This window comes from Vicinamibacterales bacterium, assembly GCA_035699745.1.
Taxonomy (GTDB): Bacteria; Acidobacteriota; Vicinamibacteria; order Vicinamibacterales; family 2-12-FULL-66-21; genus JAICSD01.
On the sequence record DASSPH010000109.1, the window covers coordinates 1 to 18,236 of the forward strand.

Genomic DNA, 18,236 nt, shown 5'->3' on the forward strand with positions numbered 1-18,236 from the left:
GGCGATCCTGTAGTCGAGCGCCACGATGCCGCTCTTCTCGTAGACGCGGTGCTTCGTCAGTTCGAGCTTCGCGCCGCTGGCCGGAGAAGGCAGGAACGGGACGCCCGCGCCGAGCAGCACCGGCACCACCGCGACGCTCACTTCGTCCACCAGGCCGGCGCGAAGCAGGCTGCGAAACAGGTCGCCCCCTCCGAAGAGCGCGATGTCCCTGCCGGGCTCGGTGCGCAGGCGCCGCACCATCGTTTCCGCGTCGTCGCTGAGCGTCGCGAGCGGGCAATCCTCGGCGCGAAGCGTTCGCGAGAAGACGATGCTGCGCACGCCCGGCGCCGGGGGCGCCGCGTCTCCCATGCGCCGCATCGCCTCGAATGTCCTGCGGCCGATCAGGAACGTATCGAACCGCGCCATGAGGGCGGCGAAGTCGATGTCGGGATCCATCACGATCCAGTCGTACTCACCGTTCGGTCCGGCGATGAAGCCGTCGAGGCTCATCGCGCAGCCATAGACCACGTGTCGCATGACGGTTCAGGCTGAATTGGGTTGCCGCCGCAGCGGTCGAGATTATCGCGAATGGCGGCGGGACGGTGCAAGAACGACGGACGAGCTGCCGCCGCGCGCCGTCGGGGGAACGGCTCGCGGCGGCTCCGTCGATCCTTTACTGAACCGGACGGAAGAAGTTGCGCGAGACGTGCGCCGCGACGTGGCGGCCGATCTGCGCGCCGTGGCGCATCGAATGGCGCCAGTGCAGGCCGGCCCACACCCGCGCGTTGGTCACGTCGAGCAGGATGGCGTTGAGCCGGTCGAAGGTGCGCTCCGTCCGCACGACCTGCGGCACTGCCGTCTTCGACGTCGCCAGCGTCCAGGTGACGCGGTTCGAGCCGAAGAACGCGTTGACGGCCTCCAGCACCGCCGTCGACCAGAACCCGTGTCCGGACGGATACTCGGGATGATTCACGCTCAGCAGCGGCTTCCAGGCGGGATCTGCGTCCGTATCCGGATTGCCGTCGCTGTCGGCGCGGGGAATTGCCGTGCGCGGCCGCCACGCGCGGAAGAAGTACTTGGCTTCGAAGCCGGCAATGATGGAGTCGGCCGCGCTGGTGTGCACGAGCGCGAAGAACCGTGCGGCGTCACGCAGGCTCAGCCCGCTGGCGATCGCCAGCCGCACCAGGTTGCGGTTCCAGTGCACGTAGGGGTTCTCCGCCCAGAAGTAGGCCACGTCGGTCTGTTCGGCGGTCCGCACCGTGCTGTCGATCCGGCCGTACTCGCGCGTCTCGTTGAAGTCCTCCGCAAAGGCGCTCGAGGTCAACGGATCGGGACCGGCCGGGCGAAAGGCGGCGGCATCGGCGAACGTGAACGGCAGGATGCGGCCCACCTTGACGTCCACCGGCTGCGGAGCCGCCGGCGTCGCCGGACAGCCCGCGTCCGGCTCGAACTCGCCAACGGCGACCGGAATGCCGCTGCATTCGAAGAGCACGACGGTGCCGAAGTTGTCGTTCGCGCGCAGCGCCAGGACTGCCGCCGCCGCCTGCTCGCCGGCCTGCACGCCGGCGCTCTTCGCCGGACCGTCCGCGATGGCCGCCATGTAGCCGGCGTATTGGCCGTCGAGGAACGCGACCTGCGACGCCGCGACGCGCGCCCGCGCCGTGCGATACGCGGCAGTCGCCGCCGCCGCCCCTGCGTCGGCGCCGGCCGGCGCCTGAATCCGCGCCGCGTAGGGCTCGAACCCGCCCTCGATGGCGATCACCACGTCGTACATGGCCAGCATGACGGTCGTGTGGAGGATCTCGGACGTGCCGGCGCTGCGCGGCGCGCCGGCGTTGTGAATCGATTGCTGCACGATCAGCGCCCAGTCGGTGACCGCGTCCGAACCTTCATCGCATGAACTCCTGTATGAAAGGCGCTATCAGTCCTGGGACTTCCGGTAGAAGAAGTAGTCGGTCGTGTACGGCACCAGCGCGACCTTTCCGACGTCGTCGTCGTTGGTGCAGCCGCTCGACGGCGCGACGCCGCCCGACGTGTTGAGGCGCTGGATGAACGTGGTCTGCGCCAGGAAGGCGCCGCCGTCGGGTCCAGCCTCGGTGCCGACGGTCTCGAGCAGCAGCCACGGGATCGCCCCCGGGGCGACGTAGAGCGGATCCGTGGACGGCGTGCGCACGCGCGCCCAGACCCTGCTCGTGTCGATCGAGTGCTGCCACGTCGGACGCGCCAGCGCCTCGAGCGGATTCACGCTCAGGAAGTGGGTCGTCGCCTGCTGCGGCGCGCCCGACGTGCCGTCGGCGAACAACGTCGCCTGCGGTCCGAGGAAGCGCCACCCGACCTGACGCTTCGCGATCGGCAGGCAGACGTAGTTCTGCGTGCCGGCGGCGCGTGCGCCGAAGAACAGCGTGTTGCCGGCCGGGACCTGCAGCGTATCGGGCATCGGCGGCACTTCCAGCGCCGGCGCCGATTGCGCCGACGCGGAACCGATCACGATCGAGAGCAGCATGAATGCGGACGTCACGTAACGAATCAGTGCAGTTTTCATCGGACACCTACGGTCAGCAGATACTCGCGCGGAACGCAGATCCCGAGTTCCGTCGCGAAGGTTGTATGAAACGCGATGAAGTCGCGGCGGAGCTCCGCCAGTCGACCGGGATCCAGGCTCATCGCCAGCGTCTTGGTCGGTCCGTAGCCGGCGGAGAACGTCTCCCACGCCGCCTCCGCGCTCGGCTCGCGATAGAACGACGTCGCGCGCTCGAAGCGGAGATCGAACGCGCCGCCGAGCAGTTCGCGGACGCGCTCGGCGCGGCCCCACTCGAACGGCGAGCGCGGGGCCGGCGACGGCGGCGCGGGCATGTAACGCCTCATCACGCTGAACATGCCGAAGACGTTGCCGTCGGGCGTCCACGTCGTCAGCGCGATGCGCCCCCCCTTGCGGCACACGCGCGCCAGTTCGGCGGCGGCCGCCTCCTGCGTCGACGCGAACATCACGCCGACGGTGGAGATGACGGCGTCGAAGGCGCCGTCTTCGAAGGGCAGGGACTCGGCGTCGCCGAGCCGGTATTCGATGGTCAGCTTCTCGCGCGCGGCGGCCGCTTTCGCCGCGTCGAGCAGATCGGCGGCGATGTCGACGCCAACGACCGCGGCGCCGCGCCGCGCCACGACGCGCGACGTCCAGCCGGTGCCGGTGGAGAGATCGAGAACGCGTTCGCCGGGCTTCGGGTCGAGGCGCAGGACGCAGTGCTCGATCGAGTCAGCGATGCCGCGGCTGATCTCCTCGTAGAGCCGGCCTCCCGAGCTCCACACCGCGGCCGGCCGTTCGTTGTGCGGTTGAACCGCGGATGCCGTCGTGCTGGTCATGTCGTTTCTCCTCAGCGACGGCCGTGAGGTGGCCGTCTACAGGAAGAAACGAAATGCCGGGGAGAAAGACGACGCGGAGAATCAGCGGCCGGCGGCGCGGGCGCGATCCAGCGCCGCGAGACGGGCGCGGGCGGCGGCGGCTTCGCGGCCCTGCCGGCCGGGGACGTCCTTCAGGACGCGCGCGGCTTCCTCGAGCAGGCGCGCCGCTTCGTCGTACCTCCCGAGCGGCGTCAGCGCGGCGCCGAGCGCGCTCCTGGTGGCGGCGGTGCGCCAGTCGTCCGCCGGCAGCGTCCGCTGCTGGCGGGTCAAGGCATCGCGCAGCAGATGTTCCGCCGTCGTCCAGTCCTTGCGGGCGAGATGCACGCGGCCAAGCTGGAAGTGCAGCCGTCCGAGCCCCGGGTTGTCGTCGCCGAGACTCTCGCGAGTGAAGGCGATCGCGTCGTTGAGCACGGCTGCCGCTTCATCGAGCCGTCCCTGCTCGCGCAGGGACACGGACAGGTTGTGCAGGCTCGGGACGTTGCCCACGTGCCGGTCGCCGAACTGCTTGCGGCGGATCGCGAGCGACTGCCTGATCATCGGTTCGGCGCCCGCGAAGTCTCCCTTCTCCAGCAGCAGCAGGCCGATGCTGTTCCAGCTCGCCGCGACATTGGGATGGTCCGCCGGCAGCACTTTGCGGGTGGTGTCCAGGACCTCGCGCAGCAGCGGTTCGGCGGCGGCGAGGTCGCCGCGGTTCAGCAGCACGAGCCCGAGCGACGACTTGCTCACCGCGGTCTCGCGATGGACCTCGCCGAAGACCTTGCGGCGGATGTCGAGCGACTCGCGGTAGAGCGGTTCGGCCCGATCGCCCAGTCCGCGGTCGACGTAGACGCGCCCGAGCTCCACGAGCGTCACCGCGACGTCCTTGTGCACGTCGCCGAACAGACGGCGGCGCATCGCCAGCGACTCTTCGAGCAGCGCCCTGGCGCCGTCGGTGTCGCGCTGCTCCCGTGAGAGCACGCCGAGGTCGTTCAGCGTCTGCGCCAGGCGGGGGGTGTCGGCGGGGTCGCGCCGGCCGAGCGCGAGCGCCTCGCTGAGCAGCGGCTTCGCCTTGTCGTACAGCCCGAGCCGCGCATATACCCGGCCGATCACCGTCAGCATCTCGGCTTTCAGTTCGGGCTGACCGCCGAGCTCGTTCTGCACCCGCTCGGCGCCGGCATCCAGGATGTTCCGCACCGTCGGCTCGCGGTCCCGCGTCGGATAGGGATCGGCGCCGGTCAGCAGGCTGGTGAGCAGCTCGCTCATCTTCGCCGACTTGTCCGCCTCGAGCCGCGCGCGATCCCTCTCGGCGGCGAGCCGGGCGGTGTAGATGCCGATCAGCGATCCCACGAGCAGCACGACAGCGGCGGCGGTCGCGACCGCCCCCGATCGCCGCTGAACGAACTTGGTCGTGCGGTAGACGAGCGTATCGGCCCTGGCGCTGACCGGCTCGCGATTCAGGTAGCGCCGCAGATCGTCCGCAAACGCGGTGACGGACGGGTAGCGCTCCTCCGGACGCTTCTTGAGCGCCTTCGCGACGATGTTGTCGAGATCGCCGCGCAGGCTCTTGCCGTTCGGCGCGACGTCCGAGAGCCGCGGCGCATCCGTCTCGACGATGACCTTGATCAATTCGGCGGCGGATCCGCTCGTGCCGGCGGCCGGATTCGGCCCGCCGAGAAGCACGTAGAGCAGCACACCGAGCGCGTGCACGTCGGTGGCGGTGGTGATCGGGCCGCCGGTCAGCTGCTCGGGCGCCGCGTACTCGGGCGTGAGCGCGCGTCCGCCGTCGACCGTGAGCGCGACCGCGGGAGCGTCGTGCTCGTGGTCCAGCAGCTTCGCGATCCCGAAGTCCAGCAGCTTCACCACGCCGTCCTCGCGCACCAGCACGTTCGACGGTTTGAGGTCGCGGTGAACGATCAGGTTGGCGTGCGCGTGCGCCACCGCCTCGAGCACATCGAGGAACAGGCGCAGGCGCGCCTCGACGCCGAGCGCGTGCGCGTGGCAGTACCGGTCGATGTGCTGGCCGTCGACGAGCTCGAGCACCAGGTATGGCTGACCGGTGCCGGTGACGCCGGCGTCCAGCAGGTGCGCGATGTGCGGGTGCGTCAGGCGGGCGAGAAGAGTGCCTTCCTGCTTGAAGCGCTCCTCGCCGCCGCGGCCCATCAGCGCGGCGTTGAGCAGCTTGACCGCGGCCTTGCGTGTGAACAGGCCGTCGCTGCGTTCCGCCAGCCAGACGGTGCCCATGCCGCCGCGGCCGATCGGCGACACCAGGGTGTAGGCGCCGACACGCAGGCCGGCGAGGGATACCGCCGGATCGACCATCACCGCGGGCCCTTCGAGGAACCCGGAGTCGTGGATCGCATCCCGCTCGGCCAGCAGACTCTGCAGGTCGGCTGCCAGCGCGGGATCGTCGCGGCGCACCGTGTCGAGCCACGGCTCGCGCTCCTCGTCCGTCAGATCGAGGGCGCGATCCAGGTACGGGCTCAACGCGCGCCAGCGATCGGCGGAGAGAATCGACATCAGCGTCCGAGGCCCTGTGCCGTATCGCCGATCGCCCGATGCAGATACAGCCGCGCCTTCTCCCACTGCCGCTGGATGGTCCGTTCGGACAGGTTGCGCATCGCCGCGATCTCCGCGAACGAAAACCCGCAGAAGAACTTCAGGTCCACCGTCTCGGCGAGAGTGGCGTCGACCGTCGCCAGCTCGTCGAGGGCGTCGCTGATCCGCTGCAGCTCCTGTTCATCCGCCATCTGGTCTGCGACCGTCGTCTGCAGTGCCGTGATCTCGAACATCCCGCCGCGCTTCCGCGCGTGGCGCCGCCGGACGTGATCGATGATCAACCCGCGCATCACCCGCGCCGCGTACGCCATGAACCGCGGCCGGTCCGGGAACGCGACGTCGTCGCGGTCGGACATCTTTATATAGGCCTCGTGCAGCAGCGTCGTGGCGCTCAGGGTCACCTGGCCGCCCCGCCGGCCGAGCTCCCGGCGGGCAAGCCGGTGCAGCTCGGTATACAGCGCGGCAAACAGGGTCTCGGATGCCGCGGCATCCCCCCGTTCCGCCGACTCGAAGAGCGTGGTGAGGGTCCGTTGATCCATAACCGGATGGAGCACCCGGGCCTTTTCCGGGCGCCGGCCGGAAGTCCAACTTCGTCCGTCAGTTACCGGAATGGGATCATACGGCACGGCAGCCGCCGGCGCGCCGGTTTTCGCGTGAGAAAAGGTCGCCATGTCAGTCATAAACGCAAACGGACGGGGAAACCCGACACCCGCCGGCGGCCCGGCGGCCCTTTTTTTACCGGCGCGCCAGCCAGAGGATCGCGTCGAGAAGCCGCCGCCGCCGCGCCCAGGGCGGCCGGAAGGCGCCGGTCGCCGCGCGCCGCGGCTGAATCATCACCCCGCGCTTCTTCGAGAACGTCACGAAGCCGTCGAACCCGTGGTACTGCCCCATGCCGCTGGCGCCGACGCCGCCGAAAGGAAGATTGTGCTGCCCGAGATGGTAGACACAGTCGTTGATGGTGACGCCGCCGGATATCGCGCGCCTCAAGACCTCGTCCTGCCGGTGCGCATCCTCGTCGAAGTAGTAGAGCGCGAGCGGATGCGGGCGCGCGTTCACGAACGCAATCGCGTCGTCGAGCGTGCGGTAGGGCACGACGGGCAGAACCGGGCCGAACAGCTCTTCCTGCATCGCCGCCATCGCATCGGTCGGCGAGAAGATCAGCGTCAGCGGCAGCGCACGGTCGTCGGGCGAAGCGGTATTCTCCCCAAGCGGCACCACGCGTGCGCCTTTCGCCGCCGCGTCGGCGATTGCGCCGCGCAGACGTTCGAAGTGCCGTTGATTCACGATCCGCGTGTAGTCAGGGTTGCCGGCGATGCGCGGATACAGAGCCGTCGCCGTCCGGCGCGCGTGCGACTCGAATGCCGCTTCGCTCCCTTCGGGCAGCATCACGTAATCCGGCGCGACACACGTCTGCCCGGCGTTGTACAGCTTCGCCGACACGATGCGCTCGGTGGCCAGACCGAGTGGATAGCTCTCGTGAACGATCGCCGGGGATTTGCCCCCCAGCTCCAGCGTGACCGGCGTGAGGTTCACGGCCGCGGCCTGCATCACCTTCCGGCCGATGCGGGTCGATCCCGTGAAGAACAGGTGATCGAACGGCAATGCCGAGAACGCCGCCGCCACGTCCGGACCGCCGGTGACACACGTGATGTATTCGGGCGGGAAAGTGCCGGCCAGAATGCGTGCGATCACGTCTGCGGAACGCGGCGTGATCTCGGACGGCTTGACCATGACGTGATTGCCGGCGGCGAGCGCATCGACGAGGGGCCCGAGCGTGAGGAGCAGCTGGTAATTCCATGCGCCGATCACGCCGACGACGCCGAGCGGCTGGTAGAAGTAGAAGGCGCGGCTCGGCAGCAGGAACCAGGACGAGCGCACCCGGCGGCGCGTCATCCACTCTTTCAAGTGGCGCCGTGCGTGCCTGATCTGGTCGAACAGAGGAAACAGCTCGAGCGCGAGCGTCTCTTCGCGGGCGCGTCCGCCGAAGTCGTCCCACACCGCCCGCGCCAGTTCGTCCTGATGAGCGTGCAGCGCGTCGCGCAGAGACGCCAGTGCGCGCATCCGCGCCGTGTAGTCCGGCGCGCCGCGCGCGAACGCCGCGCGCTGCGCCTCGAGCCGCGATTGAAGCACCTGCGTCCCAGTTTAACGGGACGCGAGCGGCGGGTGATCTAGCCGTCGCGCAGCACCGCCATGGGATCGAGGCGCGCGGCGCGCAGCGCCGGCGCAACAGTTGCCGCGAAGGCCGAACCTGCGACGACGACGACCGCGGCGGCCAGCGCGGGCGGATCCGCGGGGCCCACACCCGCCAGGAACGATCGAAGCACTGTACCGCCCAGCGCACCGGCGGCGACGCCGACCGTCAGCCCAGCACCGATGACTCCCGCATGCTGGCGCAGCACGAGGCGAAGGACGTCTGCGGCGGTCGCCCCCACCGCGCGCCGGATGCCGATCTCTCGCGCGCGCTGGACGACGGTGAACGAGACCAGCCCGTAGACGCCGAAAGCCGCGAGCGCGACCGCGAGAGCGCCGAACCCGCCGGTGACCAGCGCGCCTATCCTCGCCGGCAGAACAGCGACGGCGACGGCGTCGCTCATGGACTCGATCTGGACTTCTGCGCCGGACCACAGGCGGCCGAGCTCGCTCGCCATCAACGCCGCCGTGCCGCGCGGGTCCGACGTGCGGACATGCATCGTGACGAAGTGGCTGTATTGCTGCCGGATCGGCAGGTAGATGACGGGCGCCGGCGCTTCGCCGAGCGTGCGGTACTTGCTGTCTCTGACCACCCCGACTACTTCGAGCGTGCGGCTCCCGTAGCGCACCAGCTGCCCGAGCGCCGCGCCGTTCCAGAACTGCCTGGCCAGCGTGTCGTTCACGATGGCCACCGGGAGCGCGCCGCGGCGGTCCTCCCACGTGAAGTCGCGGCCGGCGAGCAGGGGGATGCGGAGCGTCGCGAACCATCCGGGTGAGACCCGGCTTGCCAGCACGCGCCGCCGTCTGCCCGCCGCGTCCGCCGGCAGCGAGACGTCGAACTCTTCGCGGCCGGTGAGCGCGAGCGGCACGATGGTGGCGAGCGCCGCCGAATGAACGCCGGGGGACGCGCCGACTCGCCGCGTCCAGTCGCTGAGAATCTGATCTCCGCGTGCGGCATCGAGGCTGCGATCGATCTCGACGGTGCCGAGGACGACGCCGGTTGAATCGAAGCCCGGTTCGATCGCGTGAATCCTGCCCAGGCTGCGCACGAACAGTACGCTCCACACGATGAGCGCCGAGCACACCGCGACCTGCAGCGCGACCATCGCGCGCCGCAGCCGGCGCCGCTCGGGCGATCCGCTGCTGTCCGCCTTGAGCGACGTGGTCAGATCGACGCGTGCCGCCTGTCGTGCCGGCAACAGGCCGAAGAGGACCGCGGTCGCCGTCGAAAGCGCGATCGCATAGGCGAGCACGCGCCGGTCGAGCGCGAGATCCAGATGGAGCGGGAAGGGCATCCGTTGAATCGCCAGTTCCACGAACCCCACGAGCCCGGCGGCGAGAAGCAGTCCGGCCACTCCGCCCGCTCCCGCGAGCACCAGACTCTCGGTCAACAGCTGCCGCACGAGGCGGCCGCGGCTGGATCCGAGCGAGAGCCGGACCGCGATCTCCCGCTGGCGGAGCGCGGCGCGTCCGACGAGCAGTCCGGCAATGTTGCTGCAGCCGATCACCAGCACGAAGCCGGACACGATCGTGAGCAGGAAAAGGAACGCGAAGATCGGCCAGACGATGCTGATCATTCCCTGGAACGCATGCACTCCCGACAGGGGGCGAGCGTCGATGCCGGCCAGCGACTCGGGGAGTTCGGGGTACTCGCGTCGCAGCTGTGAAGCCACTGTCCGCAGCGCCGCGGTTGCCGCCTCGCGTTCGATCCCCGGCTTCAGCCGCGCCACGACCTCGAACTGAGGCAGCAGCCGGCTTGGCGTCGCGTCCCCGGCGCGGCGCGGATCCAGCGGCATCCAGAAGTCGAGCCTGAATCCTGGCGGTGCGGTCCCGCGGAATCCGTCCGCCATCACACCGGACACCTGCACCGATCGGCCGCCGAGCACCAGCGTTCGGCCCACGATCGCGGGATCCGACCCGAAACGCTGCCTCCAGACGTGATGCGCAAGGACGACGCTGGCAGCCGTGGCGTCGTCAGCCCGGTAGGTATCGCCCACGTGAGGGCGGACGCCGAGCAGGGTCAGGTAATTGGCGGACGTGATCTGTCCGCGCAGCCTGATCGCCGTGCCTCCCTGGTCGAGGTTCATCGACGTGAGCCGATATGCGGCGACGCTCGAGAACACCCCGGCGCGATCGCGAATGTCTTCGTAGACGGGCCACGAGGTGAGGCTCTGCCCTGGGTACACGCGAACCAGCCTGCCGGGTTCGCTGACGGGCGGCGGGGTCAGGAGGAGCGCGTTGACGATGGTGAAGACCGCCGTGTTGCCGCCGATCGCAATGGCCAGCGTGGCGATCGAGACGGCCGAGAACCCCGGATAGCGGGCGAGCAGGCGGACGCCGAGAGCCAGATCGCGCCGGACGTCGGTCAGGAAACTCGTGAGGATCATCGGCCGGTGCCTCCGACCTTACAAGACCCTCGAATGGTGCGGAAGTTTCAGCCGCCGCCGAGGGAATCAGGGACGCTCGCCAAGCGAGATCGCCACGACGGCCCGGCCCAGCTGGATTGCATCGCCGGAGGCGAGGCGCACGCCGCGGCGGTCACGCGGCGCAACTTTCAGGGTCCGCCCGCCGCGGAGAAGGAACGTCGGGTTGGTGCTCGACTCGTTGAACAGCATGTAAGCGCCGGCCGCCGCGTCGAACTCGATCCGCGCGTGGGCGCGGGCCACCGTCTCGCTCACGCCGTCGCGCGCGTCGCTGAACGCCACGTCGTTCCGCCGCACGCGCCCCAGGGCGTCGGCCGGCTCGGAGCCTCGGCCGATCGACACGGCGCCGGCCGCGAACGTGTACTCGCTGTTGTCGCATTGCCCTTTGACGATCCGGAGGCGCAGCTCGGGGATGGTGCCGAGGGTTCGACGAGGAGCGGCGTCGCGCTCGGCGGCGCAGTCCACCCGCAGCACCGGCGCGCCGTCCTGCGCGCCGCCGGACACGGTGACGCTGACGTCGAGGGCGCCGGGGGGCTCGCAGCGCAGTTCCGCGAGCCGCTCCCGCAACCGCCGCTCGAGCTGTGCGAACACGGCATCGAGGGCGGCGGCGTCGGCGGAGGGCTGGGTCACGAAGACGCGAACGCGGTTGTAGGGAAAGATGCGGGTGCCGCGGCCGGCCGGCACGACCTTCTGCTCCAGCTGGTCGAGCGCGGACTGCAGCAGTTCCAGCGGCGCGGCATCCGCATCCGGCGGCGCATCGAAGAAACTGCGCACGCGCCGTCCGAACGTGCGCGCGGCGTCCCACAGTGGTTCCGTCACCGCCCCCTCCTCACTTGATCAGGCCCAGCTCGCTCGCGGCAGTGACGATGGCGCCGGCGATCGGCGCCGCGGCGCGGCCGCCATAGCCGGCGTTCTCGACGAGCACTGCGAAGGCGATCCGGCGTCCCTTCCCCGATGCGGGCGCGAAGCCCGTGAACCAGGCGTGCGCCGCCGCGCCGCCGATCTCCGCAGTGCCGGTCTTTCCGGCGATGGCGATCGGCAGCGATCGCAGGCTGCGTCCGGTGCCGGACGTGACCACCGCGCGCATCGCCCGCGCGATCCGCTCCGCGTCACGCGCGGACAGGAAGCGCGTTCCCGGGCCTGCCGTGTCTTCCGCCGATGCCTCCCATCGCACGGGTACAATCCCGCCGCCGGCGGCGATCGACGCCGACACGCGCGCGAGCTTCAGCGGTGTCACCAGCGCTTCCCCCTGGCCATAACCGGTTTGCGCGAGGTGCGGCCTCACACCGTCAGGCGTGGACGAGCGTGCGACGCTGATTTGAAACAGCGAGGCGGCGTCGATCAGCGGCCGCGGACCCATCGCCAGCGCGAGCTGCGCGAAGTACGCGTTGCAGGAGACCGCGAGACCGCGGTCCAGATCGACTTCGCCGTGCGGCACGGTGTCCAGCAGGTCGTCGCGCACCGGCCGCGACATGCCGCGGACGTAATTGCCCACGCGTCCGTCCGGCAGCCGTCGGCACACGAAGCGATCGCGATCTTCGTGCGTGCGCAGCGCGGCGGCGGCGACGATCAACTTGAAGGTGGATCCCGGCGGGTACAGGCCGTACCGCGCCCGGTCGAGCCACTGCGCCGCATCGTCCTGGTTACCGGCGACATCACGGCCCGCCGCTCCCTGCGTCGGCCAGGGGTAACTCGCGGCGGCGAGCAGCTCGCCGGTGGCCGCATCCAGGACGACTGCCGCGCCGCGGGCGACGCGGCCGGCGGCGATGCCGTCGCGCAGCGCCGCGGCGACGCGGGCCTGGAAGCGTGCATCCAGCGTCGTGTGAAGGTCGCGCTCGCGCGAGCGGATCGCGATCACCGCAGCGCTGCGCGGGCGGTAGCGCTGCCGCACGAGCGGAAGCAGGTCGCGCAGGTCGCGCCGGACTGCCTGCGTCCGTTCACCGCTGCGCGGACTCACCACCTCGACGACCGCCGCATGGTCGTCGAAGCCTTTCAGTCTGGCGTCGCTGTCGCGCTCGAGGTAAGAGGAATTGCGCGCGCCCCAGTTCGCCTGCGTGGCCCAGTCGCCGAGCAGGTGAAACGCCAGGCCGCCGAGGGGATAGCAGCGAACGCGGTCATCGGCGCAGTCGTCGACCGCGACGCCGGAGGCGTTCGCGTAGGTGACGCCGATCGCGGATATCTCGTTCGCCCGGCTCGTCGCCAGCGGCAGGCCGTTCCGGTCGTAGATGCTGCCGCGCTCGAGCGAACGCGCCGCCGCGAGCAGTCGAGGGTTGTACTCGAACCGATAGCCGCCGTCCGCCTGTTCCGCGAGACTCGACGCCGCGGCGAAGTCATCGGCGCGAACCACCTGGATCCAGGCGGCGCGCGAGAGAATGGCCGCGCCCGCGAGGCCGAGCGCCGCGGCGACGAAGCGTATCGGCGTCCGCATGTGCGCGCGATCGCGCGACTGCCGGCGCGCGATCGACAGCACGATGCCGATCGCGGCACAGTTGGCGAGCATCGACGAACGGCCGTAGCTCAGGAACGGTGTGACGACGCCCGAGAGCGGAATCAGGCCGACCAGCCCTCCGGCGATCACGATCGCCTGCACGCTGAGCACGAGAACGACGCCGACGGCGAGGAACGACGTGAAGTCCCCGGGCGCGCGACGCGCGATCCGCAGACACCGCCAGCAGAGGAACGCGTACAGCCCGGCGACCACCGCGAAGCCGATCCAGCCGAGCTCTTCGCCGATCGCGGCGAGCACGAAGTCCGTATGCCCTTCCGGGATGGCATTGGGGCTGCCGAGTCCGCCGCCGCTGCCCCAGACAGCGCCCGTCGACAAGGCCCAGAGCCCCTGCGCGACGTGCGTGCCGCCGGGTACGCCGTTGTTCCACGGGTCCGCCCACATCATCACGCGGTTGCGGACCGTCGCCGGCATGCCCGTCCAGTAGGCGGCCGCGAATCCGGCGAACAGCAGCGCCAGGCCGAGCGCCGCGAGACCGGGCCGTCCGCGCGCCATGCCGAGCATGCCCAGGAACACGCACGAGAGCACCAGCGCCGGCCCGAGATCCTTCTGAAAGAAGAAGAACAACAGCACCAGCGTCATGCCGGCGAGCACCGGGCGCACGTCGCGCCATCGCGGCAGGCGCACGTAACGCAGCCACGGCCGCGCTGCCGTCGGCGGTTCCGACAACTCCCGCAGCAGCTCCATGCGCCGGCCGAAGTACGCCGCCAGCGCGAACACGACCAGCAGGCGAATCGCTTCCACCGGCTGCGCGCCGAAGAGGTTCACCTTCACCCCGCTGGTGCCCGGACCGCTGCCGAACGCGAGCAGCAGCGCTGCCAGCGCGCACGCGAGGCCGAGGGGCAGCAGCACCGCCCGCCGCAGCCGTGAGGCTTCGAAATCCACCTCCGACACCGCAACCATCACCAGCACACCCGCGGCGGCCCCCGCCGCGAACAGCTCCGCGCTGACGGTGTCGCGGATCGGATCGCGCAGCGCGATCATCGTCATCAGGCCGATCCCGCACAGCATCATCAGCGCCGGCAGCAGCAGCGGATCGTCGTGGCGCCGGCGCCGGCGGCGGAACAGATGCGCCAGCCAGAACGCCGCGACGAAGATCGCCACGGACCCGGCGACGCGCCGCGAGAACTGTGCGATGCTCCTGACCGCCAGCCGCGGCTTCAGCGCGACGATGTCCTGGCGCGACAGCAGCGCATGGCCCGTTCGTGTGCGCACTTCGCGAAGTTGTCCGACGCGATCGAGACCGCCGGGCGCGGTCATTCGCGCGAACAGGGCGCGCGCCGCCGATTCCCGCGCGGGCGCCGCCTCGAACATCGTCAGCGCCGGTTCGAGCTCGGCGGCGCTCTTCACCGCATACAGCGGAATGACGCCACCCGCCGGCGTGAGGTCAGGCGCGCCGATCTTCGCCGTCCAGGTCAGCACCACGCCGCACAGCACGATCGCCGAGGCGATGGCGAGTCCGGCGAGCTCGATGTTCAGGCTGTGGAGCCGCCCGTCTGCCGCCGGCTGGTCGATCCGTTCCGCATGGACGACGCGCATGGCTAGAACTCCCTGCCCTCCTGGGGCAGCGCCTCTTCCGGCGTCAGCTGCTGGACGATCTGCCGAAGCTGTGTCTTGCAGGTCTCGACGTGCTTTGCGGCGTTCCCGAACTCGACGATGCGTTCGAAGGACGCAACGCAGGTCTCGAAATCCGCCTTCGCCTTCTCGAGTGCGACGATGCGTTGATCGCCGGTCAGGAGCGCCGCGCGGCGTTTGCCCATCAGTCCGCGGCGCAAGCTGGCGTCGCCGAGCAGCGCCGTGTCGCGTCGAGTGATCGAGTACCCGCGCTTGACCGCTTCGTCGAGCGACTGAATGGCGCCGTCGACGTCCGCGAGGACGTAGAGCTGCGTCATCGCCATGCCGACGTACGGATCGAACGACCTGGGATCCGCCGCCGCCGCGTCCCGGAAGCGTGCGACCGCCGCCTGCGCGAGCGGCGTGCTCTGCGGGCGCGCCCGTTGCGCGGCCAGCCGCCGCACGTGCGCATCGGCCGTCAACTGCTTCGCGAGCAGCGTCCCGTCCCGCGGCGCCAGCACGCGCGCCCACGCGAAGGCCGCCTGCGCCTGCCGCCACTCCTCGGGCCCCATGGTCGGCACCTCGCGCCGGTAATCGGCGATGACACGGTCTCCGACCGTACGCAGCGTCGAGAGCAGTTGACTGTTGACCCGCATCCGGAGGCCGACGTCGAGGAGCGCCCAGCGCTCGATCGCGTCGTACGCCTCACGCGCGGCGACGACGGCGCGTTCGTCGATGCCGGGAATCGTCTTGCGGAACCCTTCGGCGAACAGCCACTCGACGCCTTCGGTGAGCACGATGCCGATCAGCAACACGGTGGCGATTGCCCCCGCGAGCCGGCGCAGCGCCGGACGCGCCGCCGTCCGCGCCGGCGGAACGCCAGCGGGCTGAACCGCCGGCACAGCCTCCGTCCTCGCCGCGAGCGGCGGGGGTGGTGCCGGAAGCGGATCGGTCATCGCCACTGCAGGCGGTGCGAGGCGCGGTTCGGTGAGAGTCACCGGCTCCGTCTCGACCACCGCCGCGGCCGCGCCCCGCGAGACGGGCAGCGTCGCCGGCGTCTCGTAGTAGACCGCCGCCATCGGCGTCTCACGCCGCGCGAACCGCTCGAGGTCGGCGAGGATTTCCGAGGCGCGCTGATAGCGATGCGCCGGCTGAAACGCGAGCAGCCGGTGAATGATCGCCTGCAGGTGGACGGGACAATCGGGGGGAAGCGCCGCGCGCGGCGCGTTGTTGGTGATGGCGCTGTACAACTGCCGCCGCAGCCGCGGATCCTCGAGCAGCGGATACGGCCGATGGCCCGAGACCATCTCGTACAGCATCACGCCGAGAGACCAGAAGTCGGCGTGCACGTTCACGCGCTCCGACCGCAGCCGCTCAGGTGCCGCATACGCGATGGTGCGCCCCACGTCCGTCGCGAGGTCGCGCGCCTCTTCCAGCACCTTCGCCATGCCGAAGTCGAGCACCTTGCGCTCGCCGTTCTCGGGAATCTTCAGGTGCGCCGGCTTGAGATCGTTGTGCAGCAGCCGGTACCGGCGCTGCTCGATGGTGGCGGAAAACCCGTGGGCGCGATCGAGGAACTGGCACAGCCAGATCGCGTGGCCGACCGCGTCGTCGTACGGGAGCCGGCCGCGCCGCAGCCGCTCTTCGAGCGACGGCCCTTCGACCAGCTCCATGGCGATGTAGAAGTCGTCGCCGTCGGGCCCGAAGTCGAACACCTCCGGCACCATGCCGTGCTCGGCGGCAAAGGCCTGCTGCAGGATCGCGCCGTGCCTCTCGGCGGCGATCGTCGCGGCGCCGTTCTCGCCGGCATGGAGGATCACCTTCAGCGCCGTCAGCCGTCCGTCGCTGCGGCGCCGCGCGGCGAACACCGTGCCGAACTGGCCGCGCCCGATCGGCTTCGGATCGAGAAGCTCGAAGTCCTCGCGCGCCATTACCGCCCCTGGGCGCCGCGCGCCCGCGGCGCCGGACGCACCGGCGGCGGAGCGGCCTCGGCTGGAACGAGGATGTTCCCGGCCAGCAGCTCGGCACGCCGCGCCGCGCCGATCCCTTCGATCAAGTCCGCGCTGTAGCCGGAGAACACATTGCCGCGCAACACGACACGTGCTGACGTGCCAATCGAGAGCGCGGTTCCACCGGTGCCCCCGGATCGCACTGCCACCGAGTTGATCACGGTCGCGTATGCATCGTCCGGCACGGCGAGCAGAGGTCCGGGGATCGCGAAACGGCTGCCGCGCACGGTTACCGCCGAGGCGGGCGACACGTCGATGCCGCGGCGGATCGCGCCGGTGATCTCGACCAGATCGAGCGTGGCCGCCGGCGCGGTGACGCGGACGCCGACGTCCACCGGCGTATCGGATTCGACGCGGATTCCCGCAACGCGGGCGTTGAACGGACCGGTCAACGCCAGCACCGCCGCGTTCGAGCCGATCGGGCGCGCGATCGTCACCGTTCCCGGCACGCGCGCGACCAGATCCGCGCCGCTGCGCAGTTCGACGTATTCGCGGTAGACGCCGGGCTCGACTCGAACGACATCTCCCGGACGGCTGGCGGCGAGCGCCTCGGAGATTCGGCTGTACGGAGCGCTGCCGTCGGGGGCGACGATCAGCGTCTGCGGCGGCCGCATCTGCGTCGTCGCGACGTACCACGTCAGCGCGAGCGCTCCGACGACTCCCGCGAGCGCGCCGGCGACGAACCACGTGGCCCGGCTGGCATTGATCGCGCGCAGCGCGCGCCTCAACCGTCCAGGCCGTGCGGCGGCAACGGCCGGCACGCCGATCGGTTCCGCGTCCGCGGCGGGGAATCGCATGTCCTCCGTCGGCGTCAGGGCCACGTCGGCGGCGCGGCCCAGCCGCTCGGCGAACAGCGGCATCTCGGCATAGACGACCGTCACGTTGTCGCGTCCGCCGGCGTCGTTCGCCGCCGCGACCAGGGCTTCGACGACGCGCTCCGGCGAGCCGGCATGCTGACGGACGACATGGCCGATGGTGGCCGCGGGAAGCATGTCGCTGAGCCCGTCCGAGCAGATCAGGATCGCCGCATCCGGCTCGAGCGGCTCCTCGATGACGTCGACGAACTCCTGCTCGTCCTTGTCGCGGTAGATCGTGCCGACGTCGCGGAACACCTCGTGGCGGCGCGGATGGCGCATCGCCTCGGGCTCGGCGAGCCCGCCGGCATCCTCGAGCTCGCCGACGGGCGAATGATCGTGCGTGACCTTTCGGACGGTCTCCGGCCGGATCTTGTAGAGGCGCGTGTCGCCGACGTGCCCGATCGTGATCCGGCTGTCCGACACGATGGCCAGGGTGATCACGCACCCCATCCCGCCGAGCTCCGGCGAAGCAGCGGCGCGGCGGTAGATTTCGTTGTTGGCGATGGCGATGGCTTCGCGGACCCGTTCCGCCGGCGTGCCGACCGGCCGGGCGAGACGCTGCAGGATCACGTCACGCGCCGTCGCCGCCGCGACTTCCCCCCCGGCCTGGCCGCCGATGCCGTCGATCACGCCGAAGACCCCGCGCGCGGCGTCGAGCACGGGCAGATCCTCGTTGTTCAGGCGAACGCGGCCGGGATGAGTCCGCGCCGCGGCGCTCAGCACCGCGGCGGCGGCCGTTCGCACGTCAGCCACGGTCGTGCACCCGCGCCAGCCAGAACAGGCACGC

General features: G+C 70.5%; 12 protein-coding genes. All 12 read right to left on the reverse strand.

Translation table 11 applies throughout. The annotated features are described in order from the left end of the window. Window positions 1–516, reverse strand: a 516-nt coding sequence (locus VFK57_25470; GenBank protein HET7699094.1) for a dihydrofolate reductase family protein, incomplete at its 3' end; no start/stop codon positions are given. Window positions 517–652: 136 nt separating this feature from the next. Continuing rightward, window positions 653–1,834 (reverse strand): vanadium-dependent haloperoxidase, encoded by a 1,182-nt coding sequence (locus VFK57_25475; protein HET7699095.1) that lies wholly within the window; start codon window positions 1,832–1,834, stop codon window positions 653–655. Window positions 1,835–1,900: 66 nt separating this feature from the next. Beyond that, window positions 1,901–2,521, reverse strand: a complete 621-nt coding sequence (locus VFK57_25480; GenBank protein HET7699096.1) for a DUF3455 domain-containing protein — start codon at window positions 2,519–2,521, stop codon at window positions 1,901–1,903. Beyond that, the gene (locus tag VFK57_25485) at window positions 2,518–3,336 is read right to left on the reverse strand and encodes a class I SAM-dependent methyltransferase (GenBank protein ID HET7699097.1); all 819 of its coding nucleotides are present in this window, start codon (window positions 3,334–3,336) and stop codon (window positions 2,518–2,520) included. Before VFK57_25485 ends, VFK57_25480 begins: the two co-directional genes overlap by 4 nt. A gap of 81 nt (window positions 3,337–3,417) precedes the next feature. Beyond that, window positions 3,418–5,871, reverse strand: coding sequence for a serine/threonine-protein kinase (locus VFK57_25490; protein HET7699098.1), 2,454 nt, complete (start codon window positions 5,869–5,871; stop codon window positions 3,418–3,420). Next, window positions 5,871–6,449, reverse strand: a complete 579-nt coding sequence (locus tag VFK57_25495; GenBank protein ID HET7699099.1) for an ECF-type sigma factor — start codon at window positions 6,447–6,449, stop codon at window positions 5,871–5,873. The genes VFK57_25490 and VFK57_25495 overlap by 1 nt, the downstream gene beginning before the upstream one ends. A gap of 196 nt (window positions 6,450–6,645) precedes the next feature. Next, entirely contained in the window at window positions 6,646–8,040 is a 1,395-nt protein-coding gene (locus VFK57_25500; protein ID HET7699100.1) for a coniferyl aldehyde dehydrogenase, read from the reverse strand. 38 nt (window positions 8,041–8,078) lie between these two features. Further along, on the reverse strand, window positions 8,079–10,487 hold the full coding sequence (locus VFK57_25505; protein ID HET7699101.1) for an ABC transporter permease: 2,409 nt from the start codon (window positions 10,485–10,487) through the stop codon (window positions 8,079–8,081). A gap of 66 nt (window positions 10,488–10,553) precedes the next feature. Next, window positions 10,554–11,342: an FHA domain-containing protein gene (locus tag VFK57_25510; protein HET7699102.1), complete on the reverse strand. Its 789-nt coding sequence runs from the start codon at window positions 11,340–11,342 to the stop codon at window positions 10,554–10,556. 10 nt (window positions 11,343–11,352) lie between these two features. Then, window positions 11,353–14,568, reverse strand: a complete 3,216-nt coding sequence (locus VFK57_25515; GenBank protein HET7699103.1) for an FtsW/RodA/SpoVE family cell cycle protein — start codon at window positions 14,566–14,568, stop codon at window positions 11,353–11,355. Between the two features lie 2 nt (window positions 14,569–14,570). Next, window positions 14,571–16,514 (reverse strand): serine/threonine-protein kinase, encoded by a 1,944-nt coding sequence (locus VFK57_25520; protein ID HET7699104.1) that lies wholly within the window; start codon window positions 16,512–16,514, stop codon window positions 14,571–14,573. Next, window positions 16,514–18,202 (reverse strand): protein phosphatase 2C domain-containing protein, encoded by a 1,689-nt coding sequence (locus VFK57_25525; protein HET7699105.1) that lies wholly within the window; start codon window positions 18,200–18,202, stop codon window positions 16,514–16,516. Before VFK57_25525 ends, VFK57_25520 begins: the two co-directional genes overlap by 1 nt. Window positions 18,203–18,236 lie beyond the last annotated feature (34 nt).

Excerpts from the sequence above, each read along its gene's own strand:
- VFK57_25515 (HET7699103.1), bottom strand. The coding sequence starts at position 14,568 with ATGCGCGTCGTCCATGCGGAACGGATCGACCAGCCGGCGGCAGACGGG.
- VFK57_25490 (HET7699098.1), bottom strand. The coding sequence starts at position 5,871 with ATGTCGATTCTCTCCGCCGATCGCTGGCGCGCGTTGAGCCCGTACCTG.
- VFK57_25480 (HET7699096.1), bottom strand. The coding sequence starts at position 2,521 with ATGAAAACTGCACTGATTCGTTACGTGACGTCCGCATTCATGCTGCTC.
- VFK57_25495 (HET7699099.1), bottom strand. The coding sequence starts at position 6,449 with ATGGATCAACGGACCCTCACCACGCTCTTCGAGTCGGCGGAACGGGGG.
- VFK57_25505 (HET7699101.1), bottom strand. The coding sequence starts at position 10,487 with ATGATCCTCACGAGTTTCCTGACCGACGTCCGGCGCGATCTGGCTCTC.
- VFK57_25520 (HET7699104.1), bottom strand. The coding sequence starts at position 16,514 with ATGGCGCGCGAGGACTTCGAGCTTCTCGATCCGAAGCCGATCGGGCGC.
- VFK57_25485 (HET7699097.1), bottom strand. The coding sequence starts at position 3,336 with ATGACCAGCACGACGGCATCCGCGGTTCAACCGCACAACGAACGGCCG.